Here is a 17685-nt window from a genome sequence, read left to right as displayed (position 1 = left end):
GCGGGCGAAGGTTTCGAAACATCTACCGAAACTGTTGACGGTCGACGTGTACAGGCCAACACTGGCGCCGATGTCGAACCCCACAGGAGAGGAAGCACCGTCATGAACGTGCTCGTCCCACCGAGGCGCCGCCGCAGAGGCGCCTTCGTGACGCTCCTCGTCAGAAGTGCCTGGGCCGTCGCCCTGGCCGCCCTCGCCGCGATGATGCTGCCGGGCACCGCCCACGCCGGCACGGTCGTCACGACCAACCAGGAGGGCACCAACAACGGCTACTACTACTCGTTCTGGACCGACAGCCAGGGCACCGTCTCCATGGACATGGGGTCGGGCGGTCAGTACAGCACCTCCTGGCGCAACACCGGCAACTTCGTCGCCGGGAAGGGCTGGAGCAACGGCGGACGCCGGACCGTGCAGTACTCGGGCACCTTCAACCCGTCCGGCAACGCGTACCTGACCCTCTACGGGTGGACGGCGAACCCGCTCGTCGAGTACTACATCGTCGACAACTGGGGCACCTACCGGCCCACGGGCGAGTTCAAGGGCACCGTGACCACCGACGGGGGCACCTACGACATCTACAAGACCACCCGCTACAACGCGCCCTCCGTCGAGGGCACCCGCACCTTCGACCAGTACTGGAGCGTGCGGCAGTCCAAGCGGACCGGCGGCACCATCACCACCGGCAACCACTTCGACGCGTGGTCGCGGGCCGGGATGCCGCTGGGCAGCTTCAACTACTACATGATCATGGCCACCGAGGGCTACCAGAGCAGCGGCAGCTCCAACATCACGGTCGGGGGCACCGGTGGCGGCGGTGGCGGCGGTGGTGGCGGCGGTGGCGGTGGCTGCACCGCGACCCTGTCCGCCGGGCAGAAGTGGGACGACCGGTACAACCTCAACGTCTCCGTCAGCGGGGCCAGCAACTGGACCGTGACGATGAACGTGCCCTCACCGGCGAAGGTCCTGTCCACCTGGAACACCAGCGCCAGTTACCCGAGCGCCCAGACCCTGACCGCCAAGTCCAACGGCAGCGGCAACAACTGGGGCGCCACCATCCAGGCCAACGGCAACTGGACCTGGCCGTCCGTCTCCTGCGCCGCGGGCTGACCCGGGGACGAGGAGAGAAGAGAGGAGGACCCCCTTCCCATGCGCAGCAGACCTCGCCCCTCATGGCGCTCCCTGGTCACCGCGGTGTCCGTCACCGCCCTGGCCGTCGCGGGCACCGCCGCCGCCGACGCGGCCCCGGAGCGGGCCGCCGCCTGCAACGGCTACGTCGGGCTCACCTTCGACGACGGCCCCTCCGGCACCACCCAGGCCCTGCTCAACGCGCTCAGGCAGAACGGCCTGCGGGCCACCATGTTCAACCAGGGCCAGTACGCGGCCCAGAACCCGGCCTTGGTCCGGGCCCAGGTCGACGCCGGCATGTGGGTCGCCAACCACAGCTACACCCATCCGCACATGACCCAGCTGAGTCAGGCCCAGATGGACTCCGAGATCTCCCGGACGCAAGCGGCCATCGCCGACGCGGGCGGCGGCACGCCGAAGCTGTTCCGCCCGCCGTACGGCGAGACCAACGCCACGCTGCGGGCGGTCGAGGCCAAGTACGGGCTGACCGAGGTGATCTGGGACGTCGACACCCAGGACTGGAACAACGCGAGCACCGACGCGATCGTGCAGGCCGTCTCACGGCTGGGCAACGGCCAGGTCGTCCTCATGCACGACTGGCCCGCCAACACGCTCGCGGCGATCCCGCGCATCGCGCAGACCCTGGCCGCCAAGGGCCTGTGCGCCGGCATGATCTCGCCGCAGACCGGACGGGCGGTCGCCCCCGACGGCGGCGGGGACGGCGGTGGTGGCGGGGGTGGCGGTACATGTACCGCCACCCTGTCCGCCGGGCAGCGGTGGGGGGACCGGTACAACCTCAACGTGTCCGTCAGCGGGAGCAGTGCCTGGACGGTGACGATGAACGTGCCGTCCCCGGCCAAGGTCCTGTCCACCTGGAACGTCAACGCCAGTTACCCGAGCGCCCAGGTGCTGACCGCCAAGTCCAACGGCAGCGGGGGCACCTGGGGTGCCACCATCCAGGCCAACGGCAACTGGACCTGGCCGACGGTCTCCTGCGCCGCGGGCTGACCGGCACCACCGTCCGGTGTCCGGGCCCGGGGCGCTCCCGGGCCCGGCACTTCATCCGTCCGACGGCAGCGACCGCCCCGCCACCCGCTCCAGGTGGTGCCCGAACACCTCCCGCGCCCGGGGCGTCAGGGTCCGCAGCGCCACCAGGGCCGTGATCACGACGTCGCACAGCTCCGCCTCGACGTCGTCCCAGGTGTGGGTGACGCCCTTGCGCGGGTTCTGGCCGGTGGCGCCGATCACCGCCTCGGACACCTCGCCCACCTCCTCGGACAGCTTCAGCATGCGCAGCAGCAGGCCCTCCCGGCCGGCGACGGGCTGATCCGCCTCCAGCCACTGCCACAGGGCGTCGACGGTGTCCCAGAGATCGGCGGGGAGGCCGCCGCGGTCGTCACTCATGCGGGGCAGCCTGCCACGTACGCCGCGGCCTCCTCGGCGATACGTCAGTCGAACAAGGGTTCCTGCTGCCCCTCGGCGGCCCTGCGGACCCGCTTGTTCCGGGCCCCCACGATCACCGCCGTGGCCGCCGCCGTCGCCGCGAACGCGGCCGGGACCATCCAGTTCCGGTTGACCGCGTGGCCGAGCGCGTGGTCCAGGGAGAGGCGGCCCGGGCCGGCGACCGCGAGCCCGGCGGCCGTCAGACCGAGGGAGGCCGCGTACTCGTACCCGCCGGACTGGGCGAAGAAGCCGTTGGGGGCGTGCACCGCCGCCGCGCCCGCCATCGCCCCGGCCGCCGCCGCGCCCGCGGCCGGTGTGGCCAGACCCAGCGCCAGCAGCGACCCGCCCCCGGCCTCGGCCAGCCCCGCCGCGGTGGCACTGGCCCGGCCCGGTGCGTAGCCCATGGCCTCCATGGCCTGGCCGGTGCCCGCGATGCCGCCGCCACCGAACCAGCCGAGCAGCTTCTGCGCGCCGTGCGCGGCCAGGACACCGCCGGTGCCCAGGCGGAGCAGCAGCAGCCCCAGGTCACGCCGGTCACAACAGTTCACGTCGACTCCTCGCAGACGGCGGCTCACCTCCCCACCGTGACCCGCCCGTGCCGCGGGGGCCCGCCGCGGACGCCGTTCGGGTGGTGGGAAGGGGCTGGGCCGACCGACGGGCCGGGTGGCGGGGGTGAGGGGGCGGTGTGACGCTGCCGCCATGACGATTCAGACCACGCGACTCAGCGACCCGGCCGTCCGCGCCTTCGTCGCCGCCGTCAACGCCCACGACCGCGAGGGCTTCCTCGCGCTGCTCGCGCCGGACGCCACCATGTCCGACGACGGGAACGACCGGGACCTCGCCCAGTGGATCGACCAGGAGATCTTCTCCTCCAACGGCCACCTGGAGGTCGACAACGAGTCGAACGGCGGCCGCGCCCTCATCGCCCGCTACCGCAACGACACCTGGGGCGAGATGCGTACGCGGTGGAGCTTCACCGTGGACGAGGACGGCCGGATCGCGCGGTTCGAGACCGGGCAGGCCTGAGCCTCGGCCGGGTGATCCACGCGGCAGCCGTTCCGCCCACCGGCGTGCATCCCGCGGTCCCCCGCGGGATCCACCCCCGGCCGGTGCGGCGGAACGACTGCCGCCTCCCCCCCCTCGGTGTGGCCTGTGGAGCGGTACGGAAGGCCAACCCCCCAAGTGTGAAGCTCCGGTGAAGGAGAGTTGAGCATACGTCCGCCACCGGCCGCAATACCGCGGAGTGCACAATTCCGCTTGTGTGGAACCGGGCGGGCCGCGCGGCGGGCGCCCTCAGCCGCGCCCCACGTACGGCATCGCCGTCGCCATGACCGTCGCGAACTGCACGTTCGCCTCCAGCGGCAGCTCCGCCATGTGCCGCACCGTGCGCGCCACGTCGGCGACGTCCATCACCGGCTCGGGTGAGGTCTCCCCGTTGGCCTGGAGCGCGCCGGTCTGCATGCCGGCCGTCATGTCGGTCGCCGCGTTGCCGATGTCGATCTGGCCGACCGCGATGCCGTAGGGCCTGCCGTCCAGGGACAGCGACTTGGTCAGGCCGGTCAGGGCGTGCTTGGTCGCGGTGTACGCCACCGAGTGCGGGCGCGGGGTGTGGGCCGAGATCGAGCCGTTGTTGATGATCCGGCCGCCCTGCGGGCTCTGCTCCTTCATCTGCCGGTACGCCGCCTGCGCGCACAGGAACGCGCCGTTCAGGTTGGTGTCCACCACGTGCCGCCACGCCTCGTAGGGCAGTTCCTCGACCGGCACCCCGCCCGGACCGAACGTCCCGGCGTTGTTGAACAGCAGGTCCAGCCGTCCGAAGCGCTCGCGTACTGCGGTGAACAGGGCCGCCACGTCCTGGGGGCGGGACACGTCGGCGCGGACGGGGAGCGCCGAGGAGTCCGCCGGCGCGAGAGCGGCCGTCTCCTCCAGGGTCTCGGGGCGCCGGCCGGAGAGGGCCACGGACCAGCCGGCCGCCAGCAGTTCGAGGGCGACCGCCCGGCCGATGCCCGATCCGGCACCCGTGACGACGGCCACCTTCTGCGCTCCGACGGTTTCCTCGTCGGCGGTTCTCACGGTGTTCATGACTCGGCAGCGTACGCGTGGCGGAACATCCGGAACTCATCCGTCCGACATGGGATCGCCATGTCCGCGCCAAGCCAGGGACGTCCCCGGCCCTTCGAATGCCCCATGCAACCACCTGCATGGGGAGGAACGGATGTCACCCGCGAACCACCAGGCCCAGGCCCAGGCCCAGTCCCAGCCCTCGTACGCCCCCGAACTCCGCGCCGCCGCCCGGAACCTGGGCCGCCGCCGCTTCCTGACCGTCACCGGCGCCGCCGCGGCGCTCGCGTTCTCCGTCAACCTGCCGACCGCGGGCACCGCGAGCGCCGCCGAACTCGACGCGGCCCAGCTCACCGCCGACCCCTTCACGCTCGGCGTCGCCTCCGGCGACCCGCAGTCCGACTCCGTCCTGCTGTGGACGCGCCTGGCTCCCGTTCCGTACCAGGCCGACAGCGGACTGCCCGCGAAACGCGTCGACGTGAGCTGGGAACTGGCCCTGGACGAACGGTTCCGACGCGTCGTCAGAAGGGGCCGGGCCACCGCCCACCCCGAGTTCCACCACACCGTCCACGTCGAGGTCGACCACCTCGCGCCGGGCCACGTCTACTACTACCGCTTCCGCGCCGGCCGCTGGGTCAGCCCGGCCGGCCGCACCCGCACCGCGCCCGCCCGCCACAGCCGGGCCTCCGACCTCACCTTCGGCGTGGTCTCCTGCCAGAAGTACGACGAGGGCTACTACACCGCCTACAAGCACCTGGCCCAGGACGACGTGGACGTCGTCTTCCACCTCGGCGACTACCTCTACGAGTACGCCGTCAACGCCACCGGCGGCTCCCGCGCCTACCCCGCGGGCACCCTCCCCGGCCTCTTCAACCGCGAGACGGTGACGCTGGAGGACTACCGCCTGCGGTACGCCCTCTACAAGTCGGACCCCGACCTGCGGGCCGCGCACGCCGCGCACCCGTTCATCGTCACCTGGGACGACCACGAGACCGAGAACAACTACGCCGACGGGACGCCGGAGAACAGCGTCCCGCCGGAGGAGTTCCTCATCCGCCGCGCCGCGGCCTACCGGGCCTACTGGGAGAACATGCCGCTGCGCCGCCCGCAGCTGCCCGACGGCGCGGACCTCCAGCTGTACCGCCGTCTGCACTGGGGCCGGCTCGCCCAGTTCGACGTGCTGGACACCCGCCAGTACCGCTCCGACCAGGCCTACGGCGACGGCTGGCAGTTCCCCGGCCCCGAGTCCGAGGACCCGGGCCGCACGCTGACCGGCGACGCCCAGGAGCGCTGGCTGATCAACGGCTGGCACCGGTCGGACGCCCTGTGGAACGTGGTGCCCCAGCAGGTCACCTTCTCGCAGCGGTACAACATGACCACCACGCCGTCCAAGGTCTCCATGGACTCCTGGGACGGCTACCCGGCCTCCCGCGAGCGCGTACTGGCCGGCGCGCAGGCCGCCGGCATCGAGAACCTCATGGTCCTCACCGGCGACGTGCACGTCTCCTACGCCTTCGACATCAAGCGCGACTTCTCCGACCCGGGCTCCCGGACCCTGGGCACGGAGATCGTGACGACCTCCGTCACCAGCGGGCGCGACGGCTCGGAGAAGCCGTCCAACTGGGACACGCTCATGACCGCCAACCCGCACCTGAAGTTCTTCAACGGGCGACGCGGCTACGCGACGGTCTCCCTCGGCCGGGAGCTGGCGCGCGCCGACTTCAAGACGGTCTCCCACGTGACCACCGAGGGCGCGCCGCTCACCACCGCCGCGTCCTTCGTGACGGAGGTGGGGGAGCAGGGGCTCAAGCCGGCGTGACCTCGCGGCCGGCGGACACCTCGGCGGAGTCGCCCGCGTGCTCGCCCGGCAGCTCGCCGGGGTAGCGGACGCCGACGCGGTCCCGGATCGCGTCGAGCGTCCGCATCACGGCCAGCGTGCTGTCGAGCGGAACCAGCGGGGACTCGGTCTCCCCGGCGCGCAGGGACCGCATCACCTCCTGGGCCTCGTGCTTGAGGCTGGCCCGGGGCCCGTCGGCCGGATCGGCCCGGAACTCCTCCGGGTCCCGGCCGTCGCGGTGCAGCACGAAGTGGTCCGGGAAGAAGAAGCCGTACGGGACGTCGATGCGGCCCTGGGACCCGGTGACCGAGGCGGAGTTGGGCGTACCGCCGGTGATGGAGCAGTGCACCGAGGCGAGAGCGCCGCTCTCGTAGGTGAGCAGCGCACCCGTCTGGAGATCGACGCCCTCGTCCGAGAGCACCGCTCGCGCCGTGATGTCCGAGGGCTCACCGAGCAGCAGCTGCGTGAACGACACCGGGTACACCCCCAGGTCGAGCAGCGCGCCGCCGCCCTGCGCGGGGTCCCGCAGCCGGTGCGCGGGAGGGAAGGGGCCCGCCAGGCCGAAGTCCGCCTGGACGCTGCGGACCTCGCCGATCGCGCCGTCCTCCACGAGCGCCTTCAGCCGCCGCACCAGCGGATTGCAGTACATCCACATCGCCTCCATCAGGAAGCTGCCGTTCCGGCGGGCGAGCGCGACCAGTTCCCCCGCCTCGCGCGCGTTCAGCGTGAACGGCTTCTCGCACAGCACGTTCCGCCCCGCCTCCAGGCACAGGCCGGCGGCGGCCCGGTGCGAGGAGTGCGGGGTGGCGACGTACACGACGTCGACCTCCTCGTCCCGCGCCAGCGCCTCCCACCCGCCGTAGGCCCGCGGTATCCCGAAGCGCTCCGCGAACGCCTTCGCCGACGCCTCGGTCCGCGAGGCCACCGCCACGACCTCCGCGTCCGGCAGATCGACCAGATCCGCCGTGAACGTCGCCGCCATCCCGCCGGTCGCCAGAATCCCCCAGCGCACCTTCTGCCCGGTCACCGCTGACACCCTGCCCCACCCTCGCTCAGGTTGTTCGAGTCTGTTCGTTCAAGTCCGTACGAGCTGAGAGCATAGGTGCCGGATCTGCAGAAGAGGGAGGGGCACATGCCCGAGCGCGGGCCGTCCATACCGCACACGACCCCGGACACCACACCGGACACCGCACCGAAGACCTCGAAGCCCGCGCGGGCGGCCGGACCGGAAACGGGGCCGGCCGTCCGCGCGCTGAGCGCCACCCGCCGCACGGGCTGGCTCGTCACGCTCGTCCTCGGCGGACTGACCGCCACGCCGCCACTGGCGATGGACATGTACCTCCCCGCGCTCCCCGAGGTCACCCGGGCGCTGTCCGCGCCCGCCGCGACCGTCCAGCTCACGCTCACCGCCTGCCTGGCCGGCATGGCCCTCGGCCAGCTCGTGGTCGGACCGATGAGCGACCGGTGGGGCCGCCGGCGGCCGCTGCTGTCCGGACTCGCCGTCTACGTCGTCGCCACCGCCCTGTGCGCCGTCGCGCCCACCGTCGAACTCCTCGTCGCCTTCCGGCTGGCGCAGGGACTCGCGGGCGCCGCCGCGATCGTCATCGCCCGCGCCGTCGTCCGCGACCTGTACGACGGTGTGGCGATGGCCCGCTTCTTCTCCACCCTCATGCTGATCTCCGGCGTCGCCCCCGTCGTAGCGCCGCTCATCGGCGGGCAGATCCTGCGGGTGACGGACTGGCGGGGCGTGTTCGTGGTGCTCACCGTGGTCGGGGTGGCGCTCGGCGCCGTCGTGTGGGCCAGGCTGCCCGAGACGCTCCCCCAGGCGCAGCGGCACGCGGGCGGGGTCCGCGACACCCTGCGCGCGATGCGCGGGCTGCTCGCCGACCGCGCCTTCACCGGCTACATGCTCGCGGGCGGCTTCGCCTTCGCCTCGCTCTTCGCCTACATCGCGGCGTCCCCCTTCGTCATCCAGGAGATCTACGGCGCCTCGCCCCAGACCTTCAGCCTGCTGTTCGGCCTCAACTCGATCGGCCTGGTCGTCGTCGGGCAGATCAACGGCAAGATCCTGGTCGGCCGGGTCCGGCTGGACCGGGTGCTGGGCCTCGGGCTCCTCATCGTCGTCGCCGCCGCGACCGCCCTGCTGCTGATGTCCCTGGGCGTCTTCGGGGAGGTCGGGCTGGTGCCGGTCGCCGCCGCGCTGTTCGTGCTGATGTCCGCGATGGGGCTCAGCCTGCCCAACACCCAGGCGCTCGCGCTGATGCGGGTCAGGACGTCCGCCGGTTCCGCCTCGGCGCTGCTCGGCACGTCCTCCTTCCTCATCGGCGCCGTCGCCTCCCCGCTCGTCGGGGTGGCGGGGGAGGACACCGCGCTCCCGATGGCCGTGGTGCAGCTGGTGGCGGCGCTGGTGGCACTCGCCTTCTTCGTGACGATGTGCCGTCCGGCGGCCGAGCGGCCCGCCGGGTCGCCCGCCGGGCGCGCGGCCGGGGCGGCCGGTGCGTCCCATGAGGGGAGAGAGAGCTGAGCGCCCCGAGACTGCGCCACGGCACCCCGGAGCGGGCCGGACTCGACCCCGGGCAGCTCCGCCGTGTCGTCGAGGACGTGCACGCCCTCACCGCCGGTGAGCGGCCCTGGGCGGCGGGCGCCGTCGTGGCCGTCGGACGCGGCCCCGTGCTCGCCGTCGAGGAGGCGGCGGGCTGGGCGGTGCGCTACGCCGCCTACGATCCGCGCACCGACACGGGCGTCGAGCTGCCCGCCCGCTCCCGGGTGCCGACGACCGTCGGCACGCCCTTCGACCTGGCCTCCCTGACGAAGGTGTTCACGGCGGTCGCCGCCGTGCAGCAGATCGAACGCGGCACGCTCGGCATCGACGCGGAGGTCGGCGCCTACCTGCCGGACTTCCGGGCCGCCGCCGTGCACCGCGTCACCGTCCGGCAGCTGCTCACCCACACCTCCGGGCTACGGCCCGAACTCCCGCTGTACGACTGCGCCGACGACGAGGAACGGCTGCGGCGGCTGCGGGCGGAGCCGCCGGTGGGGGTACCCGGCACGTACTGCTACTCGGACCTGAACATGCTGCTGCTCCAGCACGTCCTGGAACGCATCACGGGGCGCACCCTCGACGTCCTGGTCAACGACGGGATCACCCGCCCGCTGGGCATGACGGCGACGCGCTTCGGGCCGTGCCCGGGCGCGGCCGCGACGGAGGACCAGCGGCGGCCGTGGGCCAAGGCGGACCGGGGGATGCTGCGGGGTGTCGTCCACGACGAGAACGCCTGGGCGCTGGGCGGGGTGGCCGGGCACGCGGGCCTCTTCTCCACGGGGCGGGACCTCGCGGTCTTCTGCCGCGCGCTGCTGGCGGGGGGCTCGTACGGGCCGGCGCGCATCCTCGGGCCGGACTTCGTGGAACTGCTGCTGACCGAGCCGGGACTCGGGTTCGCCCTGGACCAGCCGTGGTTCATGGGGGGCCTCGCGGGGCGCGGGGCGGCCGGGCACACCGGCTTCACGGGGACGATGCTGGTGCTCGACCGGGCGACGGACACCTTCGCGGTGCTCCTCGCCAACACGGTCCACCCGCGTCGCCGCCCGCCGGACAACGGGCCCCGGGCGGCGCTCGGGACACGGGTGGCCCGAGCGGTGCGGGAGATCTGAGCGGACACTCTCGAAGACCGGCGGGACGCACCGGGCCACCGGCGCCCGCGCCGCCGGTGGCCCGGCGTTCGCGCCGTCGGTGGCCCGGCGTTCGCGCCGCCGGTTGCCTGGCGCCCGTGTCGCCGGGTGTCCGGCGTTCGCCCCGCCGGTCGGCCGCCCCGCAAGGCGCGTTCAGCCGGTTGCTCGGTGATCGCCCTGCCGCTTGCCCGCCGCTTCCCGGTGCCTGCCCTGCCGCATGCCGGCCGCTTGCCTGCCGCTTCCCGGTGCCTGCCCTGCCGCATGCCGGCCGCATGCCCGCCGCTTTCCCGGTGCCTGCTCGGCCGCTCGCCCCGCCGCTCGCCCAGTGCTCGCCCCGCTGGTCCGCCCGCCGCTCACCCGCCGCGCGCCCGCTGGTCCGCCCGGCGCCCGCCCCGCCGCTCGCCCCTCCGAGGCCCCGCCGCCCGCCCCGTAGAATCGCCGGGTGAACGACCCCGCCACCCCCTCCGACGCCCTGCGCGCCGCCCTCGCCGGTCTGGTCGACGGGCTGCCGCCCCGGCAGGCCGCGCAGGCCGTGGAGCGGCTGATCGCCAACTACCGCGGGGACACCCCGACGGACGCCCCGATCCTGCGGGACCGTGCGGACGTCGTCGCCTACGCCGCCTACCGGATGCCGGCGACCTTCGCGGCGGTGCGGTCGGCGCTGGAGGCGTTCGCGGACGCCGTGCCGGGATGGGTGCCGGGCAGTCACGTCGACGTGGGGGGCGGCACCGGCGCGGCCACCTGGGCCGTCACCTCCACCTGGGCGGGCGTGCGCCCGGTGACCGTGCTGGACTGGGCCGAACCCGCGCTCGCCCTCGGGCGGGAGATCGCCGCCGCCCGTCCGGAGCTGCGCGAGGCCCGCTGGCAGCGCTCGCGGATCGGAGCGGCGCTCACCGTGGAGAGCACCGATCTCGTCACCGTGTCCTACGTCCTCAACGAACTGACGGCGGCCGACCGCGCCGCCCTCGTCGACGCCGCCGCGGGTGCCGCGCAGTCCGTCGTGATCGTCGAGGCCGGCACCCCCGACGGCTACGCCCGGGTCATCGAGGCCCGCGACCGGCTGATCTCCGCCGGCTTCCGGGTCGCCGCCCCCTGTCCGCACAGCGCCGCCTGCCCCATCGTGCCGGGTACGGACTGGTGCCACTTCGCCGCGCGGGTCAGCCGCTCCTCACTGCACCGCCAGGTCAAGGGCGGCTCCCTCGCCTACGAGGACGAGAAGTTCAGCTACGTGGCCGCCACCCGGCTCCCTGCCGCGCCGGCCCCCGCCCGCGTCGTCCGGCGTCCGCAGATCCGCAAGGGGCAGGTCCTGCTCGACCTGTGCGAGGCGGACGAGCGGCTGAGCCGCCGGACGGTCACCAAGCGCCACGGCGACCTCTACAAGGCCGCCCGCGACACCGACTGGGGCGACCCCTGGCCTCCGCCGGAGGCGTGAGGCAGGGGTCGCCGAGGGGAGGGTCCGCGGGCGCGCCCGCGCATTACGACGCCTCGTCGCTCCGCTCCGTCTCCGGCTGCTGGTCCCGCTGCCGCTCCTGGAGCTTGCGCAGCAGTTCCCGCTTCTGAGCCTGCGGGTCCAGTCCGCCGCCGATCCGGCCGCTGCGGTCGCCGCCGCGCAGGGCGTTGCGGCCGAGCTTCTGGCGGGTACCACCGACACCCAGCATGTTTCCGGCTCCACCTCGGGACATGGGGCCCTCCTCTCTCGATGCGATACGTTGCGTCTCGTTTTCCTCAAGCATTACTCTCCGGCGAGACGAGACGTCTTGTCAACCTGATAAATTCGGACCATGGATGTCCAGAAGTCCACCCACGCCCCGAAGCCCACCCCCGAGCGGCCGCGCCCCGACGGCACCCGTCGCAGCCAGCGGTCCCGCCAGGCCATCTACGAGGCCGCCCTCGCGCTGGTCGCGGAGGTCGGCTACCCCAAGACCACGATCGAGGGCATCGCCGCCCGCGCCGGCGTCGGCAAGCAGACGATCTACCGCTGGTGGTCCTCGAAGGCCGACGTCCTGCTGGAGGCCTTCCTGGACCTGAGCGAGCAGGCCGCACGCGCCGCGGGCGAGGACACGTACGCCATCCCGGACACCGGGGACCTCGCCGCCGACCTCAAGGCCGTGCTGCGCGCCACCGTCGACGAACTGCACGACCCGAGGTACGAGGCGCCCTACCGTGCCCTGGCCGCCGAGGGCGTGGTCAACGAGCAGCTCGGCAGGGACTTCCTCACCAAGCTCCTGGAGCCCTCGCTCCAGCTCTACGTCGACCGGCTGCGCGCCGCCCAGGACTCCGGCCACCTGCGGCCGGAGGTCGACCCGCGGATCGCGCTGGAACTCTTCGTCGCCCCGCTCGCCCAGCGCTGGCTGCAGCGCAGCGGCCCCCTCTCGCACGCCTACACCGACACGCTGGTCGACTACGCGCTCCACGGGCTGGCTCCGCGCTGACCGGAAGCCTGAGCGAAGGTCTGACCGGAAACCTGAGCCACGGCCTGACCGAAGCCTGTCCGAAGGCCTGTCCGAAGGGCCTGACCAGGGGAGTTTGTCCCTTCCCGACCCCGAAGCGCGAAATGGTGCGACCATGAGGCATGCTGGTGCGCACGACGGCGAGGCGAGGGGATAGATGAGCGCGGAGTTCGGCGGTCGGAGCGGTCTGCAGGACAAACTCTCCCAATGGCTGCGCGGACGCCGCCCCAAGGAGGCCGCCGGTGACGGTGGCCGGGAGGACCTGCTGCTCGCCGCCGCCGGAGCGGGACTGCCCCTGGCGCCCGCCGCGCACCCGGCCGGTTACCGCTGCTCCTGCGACCGTGTCGGCTGTCCCACGCCCGCCCGGCACCCGGTGTCCTTCGCCTGGCAGACGCAGTCCACCACCGACCGCGCGCAGATCGAGCGCTGGGCCCGCCACCAGCCCGAGGCGAACTTCATCACCGCGACCGGCATGGTGCACGACGTCCTCGACGTCCCCCTCCAGGCCGGTCGCGAGGCGCTCGGGCGGCTGCTCGACGCCGGCATCGAGGTCGGCCCGGTCGCCGAGAGCGACGACGGCCGCATGCTGCTGTTCACCCTCACCCGCGGCACCCCCGAGGACGAGGACGAGTGGTGGCCCTGCGAGTTGGACTGCCACCCCGAGACCATGGACGAGCACCCCGGCCTGCGCTGGCACTGCCGGGGTTCCTACGTCCTCGTACCGCCCGCCCGGCTGCCCGGTGAGGACCGGACGGTGCACTGGGTGCGCGGCCCCGAGCACCCGCTGCCGGACCCGCTGACCCTGTTGGAGACCCTCACCGACGCCTGCGCCCGGCACGCCGGCGAGGTCAGCGACCACGCGGGCACGGCCTGGCCCTCCCGCCGCTGAGCACCTCCGGGCGCTACTCGCCCTTCGCCGACGTCAGCCCCTGGACCCGGCCCAGGACCGTCACCTTCGCGCCGGCCGAGTCCGCCGCCGGGGTGAGCGCGATCTCGTTGGAGACGAACTCCATCGTCAGCGACTGCTTGATCTCGCCGTCCGTCAGTGCCAGCACGTCCTTGTTCGGCGCCGGAACGGACGCGCCCTGCGCGGCGGTCCGCTTCTCGAAGTGCCGCGAGCTGAAGAACGCCAGCGCCCCGCCGTCCCGGGTACGCAGGGCCAGCGGCGCGTAGTCGCCGTTCGTCAGCGGCTCGTCGATGTACTGGGTGACCAGGCCGGGACGGATCGACCGCTTCTCGCGCAGGGTGCGCCAAGCGCTGGTGTGGACGCCGTCGGCGAAGGAGTCGCCGCCGTCCTTCAGATAGCCCGTGTAGTCCTCGCTCAGCTCGGCGGGCGGGACGGTCACGTCGGTGGAGTTCGCGGGGACGGCCTCGGCCCAGCCCTCCGCGTCGGTCTTGAACTCCGGCACCTTGCCGGGGGCGACGAGCGTCAGGTACGCCGCCTGCCAGGTCTCCTCCAGGCCGTGCCGGGTGAAGACCAGCAACCAGCGTGCGTCGGAGCCCTTGTTGGCCTTGGTGTCCGCGACGAACCAGCGCGGCCAGCCGGCCTTCTTCGGGATCGTGAACCTCGCGTCCGTCAGCTCCAGCGGGGCGTGCGCGGGGTTGCCGTCGGGATGGTTGGTCCGGCCCGCCTTCAGCCGCGCCGAGTCGATGGCGGCGAGGGCGCCGGTGGTGTGGTCGGCGTCCAGGGAGGCGTCGTACGCCTTGTCGGCCGCGTTGTACGCGGCGGTGAACTCCTGGAGCGCCTTCGCGGCCTCGGCCCGGGTCGCCGACGGGAGCACCTCGCGCTCGCCGTGCACCACCACGCATCCGCTCGCCGTCAACGACAAAGCGGTCGCCGAGGCCGCCATCAGCGCGCTCCGGTCAAGCCTGCGGGGCCTACGAGGGCCGCGATCCCTGCTCATCAGGTTCTTCACCTTCCCCTTCCCGGAGGCGAACCCTACCGGGACGGACCGGCGCCCGAACGGCGGGACCGGGTACAGCGGCCACACCGTGACCTCGGGTCAGGGCTCGCGCCGCGGGACGACCAGCAGGGCCTCCGTGCGCGGGTGCGGCACCACCTCCACCGGCTGCTCGTAGACCTCGGACAGCAGCCCTTCGGCAAGGACCCGTGCCGGTGGCCCGTCGGCCGCTATCCGGCCCCGGCGCAGCAGCGCGATCCGGTCCGCGTACGCCGCCGCCAGGGAGAGGTCGTGCAGGACGACGACCACCGCGTCCCCGGCCCGCGCCCGTTCCCGGCACAGCCGCAGCACCAGTTCCTGGTGGCGCAGGTCCAGTGCCGCGGTCGGTTCGTCGAGCAGCAGCAGCGGCGCGCGTTGCGCGAGCACCCGGGCGAGCGCGACCCGGGCCCGTTCGCCGCCGCTCAGCGCGGAGAAGGGCCGGCCGGCGAAGGCGGTCACCTCCGTGCGCGCCATCGCCTCGGCCACGGCCGCGTCGTCCTCGACGGCCAGGCCCGTCCCGGCCCAGGGCGCGCGGCCCATCCGGACCACGTCCTCCACCGGGAACGGGAAGGACAGCGACGCCGACTGGGGCAGCACGGCCCGGCGCAGGGCCAGTTCGGGGGCGGACCAGCGGGCCACCGCCCGGCCGTGGACGCGGACGACTCCTCCGGCGACCGGCACGTCGGCCGCCAGGGCGCCCAACAGGGTCGACTTCCCCGCCCCGTTGGGCCCGGCCAGCGCCAGCACCTCGCCCGCGCGGACGGTGACGTCCACCCCGTCCAGGACCGGCCGCCCGCCGAGGTGGACGCGTACGCCCTCGGCCTCGGCGAGGATCTGGCCCGGCGCGGCCCCGGGCGGCGGCACCGGACGGGACGGTACGAGGCGCAGCCACCGCCCGGCGCCCGCGGACTTCGTGCCCCTCATGCCCAACCCCCTTGCCTGCGCCGGGTGCGGCGCAGCAGCCAGAAGAAGAACGGGCTGCCCAGCAGCGCCGTCAGCACCCCGAGCGGCAGTTCGGCGGGGACCGCCACGGTGCGGGCCGCCAGGTCGGCGGCGAGCAGCACCAGCGCGCCGAGCAGCGCGCTGCCCGGGATCAGGAACCGGTGTCCGGGACCCGCCACCATCCGCAGCAGGTGCGGCACGACGAGCCCGACGAAACCGACGACCCCGGCCACGCTCACGGCCGCCGCGGTCAGCAGCGCGATCACCAGCACCAGCACGATCCGCAACCGCTCCACGTCCACGCCCAGGTGGCGCGCCGGGCGTTCGCCGAGCGCGAGGAGGTCGAGCCGGCGGGCGTACAGCGGGGCGAGCCCGAGGCCCAGCACCGCGCACGGCAGGACCGCCAGCACCTTCGGCCAGGTCGCCTGGGCCAGCGAACCCAACTGCCAGAAGGTGATCTGGTTGACCGCCGCCGTGTCCGCGAAGAACAGGAACAGGCCGATCAGGGCCCCCGCGAAGGCGTTCACCGCGATGCCGGTGAGGATCAGCGTGACGACCTCGGTGCGGCCGCCCGAGCGGGACATGGCGTACACCACCAGGACGGTGACCAGGCCGGCGGCGAAGGCGAAGACGGAGACCGTCCAGTTGCCGAGGAAGTCCAGGCCGAACGCGATGGCGCCGACCGCGCCGACCGCCGCGCCCGACGAGACGCCGATGACGCCGGGTTCGGCGAGCGGGTTGCCGAACACGCCCTGCATCAGCGCGCCCGCGCAGCCGAGCGAGGCGCCGACGAGCAGGGCGAGCACGATCCGCGGGAACCGCACGTTCCACAGCACCGACTCGGCCACCCGGTCCAGTTCCGTACCGCCGAGCCCGGCCCGGTGCAGCAGCGACCCGAGGACGTCGCCGACCGGGACCGGGTAGGCGCCGGTGCCGGCCGCGACCGGCACCAGGACCAGGAGACCGGCGGCCAGGGCGGCGGTCAGCAGCCAGGCGGTGGTGCGGGGGCGGCGCGGCGCGGACGGCGCGACGGGAGCCGGGGGACGGTTTGTCTTGTCCAGTACGGTCATCCGGCCTCGCCGCCCTCGCCGTACAGCTGGGTCACGACCGACTTCAGCACCTGGTCGGTGCGCGGGCCGTAGTTGAGGAGCACACCGTCCTCGACCGAGACGATCCGGCGGTCCAGGCCGGCCGGGGTCTGGGCCACACCGGGGAGTCCGACCAGTCCCTCGACGCCGCCGACCGACTCGAGTCCCTTGCTCATGACGAGGATCGCGTCGGGCGCGGCCTTCACGAGCGCCTCGCTGGTGAGGGGGGTGAAGTCCTTGCCCAGGCCGGAGGCCGCCCCGGCGTCCACCCCGCCGGCCGCCTCGATCAGCGAGCCCGCGCCGGAGTCAGCGCCGCCGATGAGGTAGACCGAGGCCGAACCGCGCAGGTACAGGAAGGCGACCCGGGGCGCGGCTCCCTTCGAGGAGGCGTCCGGGACGCCCTCGCGGACGGCCGCGATCCGCTCCTCGGAGCGAAGGGCCAGTTCCTTCCCGGCCGCCGGTACGCCGAGCGCGCCGGCGACCGCGCCGATGCGCGGGCCCACGTCGTCCAGGCCCTTGGCGGCCGCCACGGACAGCACCGGGACACCGGCGGCGCGGATCTGCTCCACGGCCTCCACCGGGCCGGTGGTGGTCTCGGCGATCACCAGGTCGGGCCGCAGGGACAGCACGCTCTCGGCGGAGACGTCGTGGCCCCGGGTGACGACGGGAAGTCCCGCCGCCTGCTCGAAGGTGGCGGTGACGTCGCGGGCGACGACCCGGTCGCCGAGGCCGAGGGTGAAGACGATCTCGCTGAGGCTGCCGGACAGGGGCACCACGCGCTCGGCGCGCTCCACCGTCACCCGCTCGCCGTCGGCGGAGCGGACGGTCACCGGGAGCTTCGGCTCGGGTCTCGTCGCGAGCGGCTCGACCCGGTCGGCGACGGCCTCCTGCTTCGCGGCGGCCCCCTGCCCGACACCGGCACCGCCACCGGCACCGGACGAGGCTTCCGAGGAGCCTCCGCATCCGGTCGTGGCCAGGGAGAGGGCGAGCACGGACAGCAGTGCTCCCGCCAGTCGGTTCCGCAAGCGTCGCACGGGGTGTCCGTTCCTTTCGTCGGCCGACAGCATCGGTCGGCTAGAGCTTAGGTTAGCCTTACCTTTGTTCGCTACCGGCCCCCCGATCCGGAGGAC

18 protein-coding genes are annotated in these 17685 nt (G+C 73.6%); 9 read left to right on the top strand and 9 right to left on the bottom strand.

Going from position 1 to position 17685, the window contains the following annotated elements:
- The first annotated feature begins 102 nt into the window (after positions 1–102).
- Both ACGF5T_RS11825 and ACGF5T_RS11820 read left to right on the top strand, forming a co-directional pair.
- Positions 103–1107: a glycoside hydrolase family 11 protein gene (locus tag ACGF5T_RS11825; protein ID WP_366766608.1), complete on the top strand. Its 1005-nt coding sequence runs from the start codon at positions 103–105 to the stop codon at positions 1105–1107.
- A 39-nt stretch (positions 1108–1146) separates the two neighbouring features.
- A complete protein-coding gene (locus ACGF5T_RS11820) occupies positions 1147–2133 on the top strand; it encodes a polysaccharide deacetylase family protein (protein ID WP_366766609.1) in 987 nt (328 codons plus the stop codon).
- A 51-nt stretch (positions 2134–2184) separates the two neighbouring features.
- On the opposite strand, the gene ACGF5T_RS11815 is transcribed toward ACGF5T_RS11820, so the two are convergent.
- Together ACGF5T_RS11815 and ACGF5T_RS11810 are read right to left on the bottom strand one after the other, a co-directional pair.
- Positions 2185–2529 carry a MazG-like family protein gene (locus ACGF5T_RS11815; protein ID WP_356611448.1) on the bottom strand — a complete coding sequence of 115 codons (345 nt, stop codon included), beginning with the start codon at positions 2527–2529 and terminating at the stop codon, positions 2185–2187.
- A gap of 44 nt (positions 2530–2573) precedes the next feature.
- Entirely contained in the window at positions 2574–3116 is a 543-nt protein-coding gene (locus tag ACGF5T_RS11810) for a DoxX family membrane protein (RefSeq protein ID WP_366766610.1), read from the bottom strand.
- 151 nt (positions 3117–3267) lie between these two features.
- On the opposite strand from ACGF5T_RS11810, the gene ACGF5T_RS11805 reads away from it, so the two are divergent.
- Positions 3268–3594 (top strand): nuclear transport factor 2 family protein, encoded by a 327-nt coding sequence (locus tag ACGF5T_RS11805; protein WP_356611451.1) that lies wholly within the window; start codon positions 3268–3270, stop codon positions 3592–3594.
- Between the two features lie 267 nt (positions 3595–3861).
- Here the strand turns inward: ACGF5T_RS11805 and ACGF5T_RS11800 are convergent, their stop codons facing one another.
- Positions 3862–4650 (bottom strand): SDR family oxidoreductase, encoded by a 789-nt coding sequence (locus ACGF5T_RS11800; protein ID WP_361011440.1) that lies wholly within the window; start codon positions 4648–4650, stop codon positions 3862–3864.
- Positions 4651–4783: 133 nt separating this feature from the next.
- Between ACGF5T_RS11800 and ACGF5T_RS11795 the strand changes: the two genes are divergently transcribed.
- Positions 4784–6448 (top strand): alkaline phosphatase D family protein, encoded by a 1665-nt coding sequence (locus tag ACGF5T_RS11795; protein WP_366766611.1) that lies wholly within the window; start codon positions 4784–4786, stop codon positions 6446–6448.
- On the opposite strand, the gene ACGF5T_RS11790 is transcribed toward ACGF5T_RS11795, so the two are convergent.
- Complete coding sequence (locus ACGF5T_RS11790; protein WP_366766612.1) at positions 6435–7493, bottom strand: Gfo/Idh/MocA family oxidoreductase; 1059 nt, start codon at positions 7491–7493, stop codon at positions 6435–6437. The genes ACGF5T_RS11795 and ACGF5T_RS11790 overlap by 14 nt on opposite strands.
- Positions 7494–7598: 105 nt before the next feature.
- Here ACGF5T_RS11790 and ACGF5T_RS11785 point away from each other — a divergent pair, with 105 nt between their 5' ends.
- From ACGF5T_RS11785 to ACGF5T_RS11775, 3 genes are all read left to right on the top strand, one after another.
- Positions 7599–8990 (top strand): multidrug effflux MFS transporter, encoded by a 1392-nt coding sequence (locus tag ACGF5T_RS11785; protein ID WP_356611457.1) that lies wholly within the window; start codon positions 7599–7601, stop codon positions 8988–8990.
- Positions 8991–9067: 77 nt separating this feature from the next.
- Complete coding sequence (locus tag ACGF5T_RS11780; protein WP_392887667.1) at positions 9068–10117, top strand: serine hydrolase domain-containing protein; 1050 nt, start codon at positions 9068–9070, stop codon at positions 10115–10117.
- 460 nt (positions 10118–10577) lie between these two features.
- Positions 10578–11567, top strand: a complete 990-nt coding sequence (locus ACGF5T_RS11775; protein ID WP_366766613.1) for a small ribosomal subunit Rsm22 family protein — start codon at positions 10578–10580, stop codon at positions 11565–11567.
- Positions 11568–11610: 43 nt separating this feature from the next.
- Here the strand turns inward: ACGF5T_RS11775 and ACGF5T_RS11770 are convergent, their stop codons facing one another.
- Entirely contained in the window at positions 11611–11817 is a 207-nt protein-coding gene (locus tag ACGF5T_RS11770; protein ID WP_174532209.1) for a DUF6243 family protein, read from the bottom strand.
- 99 nt (positions 11818–11916) lie between these two features.
- On the opposite strand from ACGF5T_RS11770, the gene ACGF5T_RS11765 reads away from it, so the two are divergent.
- Positions 11917–12567: a TetR/AcrR family transcriptional regulator gene (locus ACGF5T_RS11765; protein ID WP_361011451.1), complete on the top strand. Its 651-nt coding sequence runs from the start codon at positions 11917–11919 to the stop codon at positions 12565–12567.
- Positions 12568–12742: 175 nt separating this feature from the next.
- A complete protein-coding gene (locus tag ACGF5T_RS11760; RefSeq protein WP_356611462.1) occupies positions 12743–13474 on the top strand; it encodes a bifunctional DNA primase/polymerase in 732 nt (243 codons plus the stop codon).
- A gap of 13 nt (positions 13475–13487) precedes the next feature.
- Here ACGF5T_RS11760 and ACGF5T_RS11755 read toward each other — a convergent pair whose 3' ends face one another.
- From ACGF5T_RS11755 to ACGF5T_RS11740, 4 genes are all read right to left on the bottom strand, one after another.
- On the bottom strand, positions 13488–14489 hold the full coding sequence (locus ACGF5T_RS11755) for a hypothetical protein (protein WP_361011453.1): 1002 nt from the start codon (positions 14487–14489) through the stop codon (positions 13488–13490).
- 99 nt (positions 14490–14588) lie between these two features.
- Positions 14589–15449 carry a heme ABC transporter ATP-binding protein gene (locus tag ACGF5T_RS11750; RefSeq protein WP_361011456.1) on the bottom strand — a complete coding sequence of 287 codons (861 nt, stop codon included), beginning with the start codon at positions 15447–15449 and terminating at the stop codon, positions 14589–14591.
- Positions 15446–16537: an iron ABC transporter permease gene (locus ACGF5T_RS11745; protein ID WP_361011459.1), complete on the bottom strand. Its 1092-nt coding sequence runs from the start codon at positions 16535–16537 to the stop codon at positions 15446–15448. The genes ACGF5T_RS11750 and ACGF5T_RS11745 overlap by 4 nt, the downstream gene beginning before the upstream one ends.
- Complete coding sequence (locus tag ACGF5T_RS11740) at positions 16534–17622, bottom strand: hemin ABC transporter substrate-binding protein (RefSeq protein WP_392887660.1); 1089 nt, start codon at positions 17620–17622, stop codon at positions 16534–16536. The genes ACGF5T_RS11745 and ACGF5T_RS11740 overlap by 4 nt, the downstream gene beginning before the upstream one ends.
- Positions 17623–17685: the final 63 nt, after the last annotated feature.

Source organism: Streptomyces sp. NPDC047853 (assembly GCF_043204535.1).
Taxonomy (GTDB): domain Bacteria; phylum Actinomycetota; class Actinomycetes; order Streptomycetales; family Streptomycetaceae; genus Streptomyces.
The sequence above is the reverse complement of the archived record's forward strand: the minus strand, read 5'-3'. Positions and strand labels throughout refer to the sequence as shown.

Bases quoted from the DNA above. Each gene is read 5' to 3' on its own strand.
- ACGF5T_RS11805 (WP_356611451.1), top strand. From the start codon at position 3,268: ATGACGATTCAGACCACGCGACTCAGCGACCCGGCCGTCCGCGCCTTC.
- ACGF5T_RS11770 (WP_174532209.1), bottom strand. From the start codon at position 11,817: ATGTCCCGAGGTGGAGCCGGAAACATGCTGGGTGTCGGTGGTACCCGC.
- ACGF5T_RS11750 (WP_361011456.1), bottom strand. From the start codon at position 15,449: ATGAGGGGCACGAAGTCCGCGGGCGCCGGGCGGTGGCTGCGCCTCGTA.
- ACGF5T_RS11765 (WP_361011451.1), top strand. From the start codon at position 11,917: ATGGATGTCCAGAAGTCCACCCACGCCCCGAAGCCCACCCCCGAGCGG.
- ACGF5T_RS11815 (WP_356611448.1), bottom strand. From the start codon at position 2,529: ATGAGTGACGACCGCGGCGGCCTCCCCGCCGATCTCTGGGACACCGTC.
- ACGF5T_RS11785 (WP_356611457.1), top strand. From the start codon at position 7,599: ATGCCCGAGCGCGGGCCGTCCATACCGCACACGACCCCGGACACCACA.
- ACGF5T_RS11825 (WP_366766608.1), top strand. From the start codon at position 103: ATGAACGTGCTCGTCCCACCGAGGCGCCGCCGCAGAGGCGCCTTCGTG.
- ACGF5T_RS11800 (WP_361011440.1), bottom strand. From the start codon at position 4,650: ATGAACACCGTGAGAACCGCCGACGAGGAAACCGTCGGAGCGCAGAAG.
- ACGF5T_RS11755 (WP_361011453.1), bottom strand. From the start codon at position 14,489: ATGAGCAGGGATCGCGGCCCTCGTAGGCCCCGCAGGCTTGACCGGAGC.
- ACGF5T_RS11820 (WP_366766609.1), top strand. From the start codon at position 1,147: ATGCGCAGCAGACCTCGCCCCTCATGGCGCTCCCTGGTCACCGCGGTG.
- ACGF5T_RS11740 (WP_392887660.1), bottom strand. From the start codon at position 17,622: ATGCTGTCGGCCGACGAAAGGAACGGACACCCCGTGCGACGCTTGCGG.
- ACGF5T_RS11745 (WP_361011459.1), bottom strand. From the start codon at position 16,537: ATGACCGTACTGGACAAGACAAACCGTCCCCCGGCTCCCGTCGCGCCG.
- ACGF5T_RS11760 (WP_356611462.1), top strand. From the start codon at position 12,743: ATGAGCGCGGAGTTCGGCGGTCGGAGCGGTCTGCAGGACAAACTCTCC.
- ACGF5T_RS11795 (WP_366766611.1), top strand. From the start codon at position 4,784: ATGTCACCCGCGAACCACCAGGCCCAGGCCCAGGCCCAGTCCCAGCCC.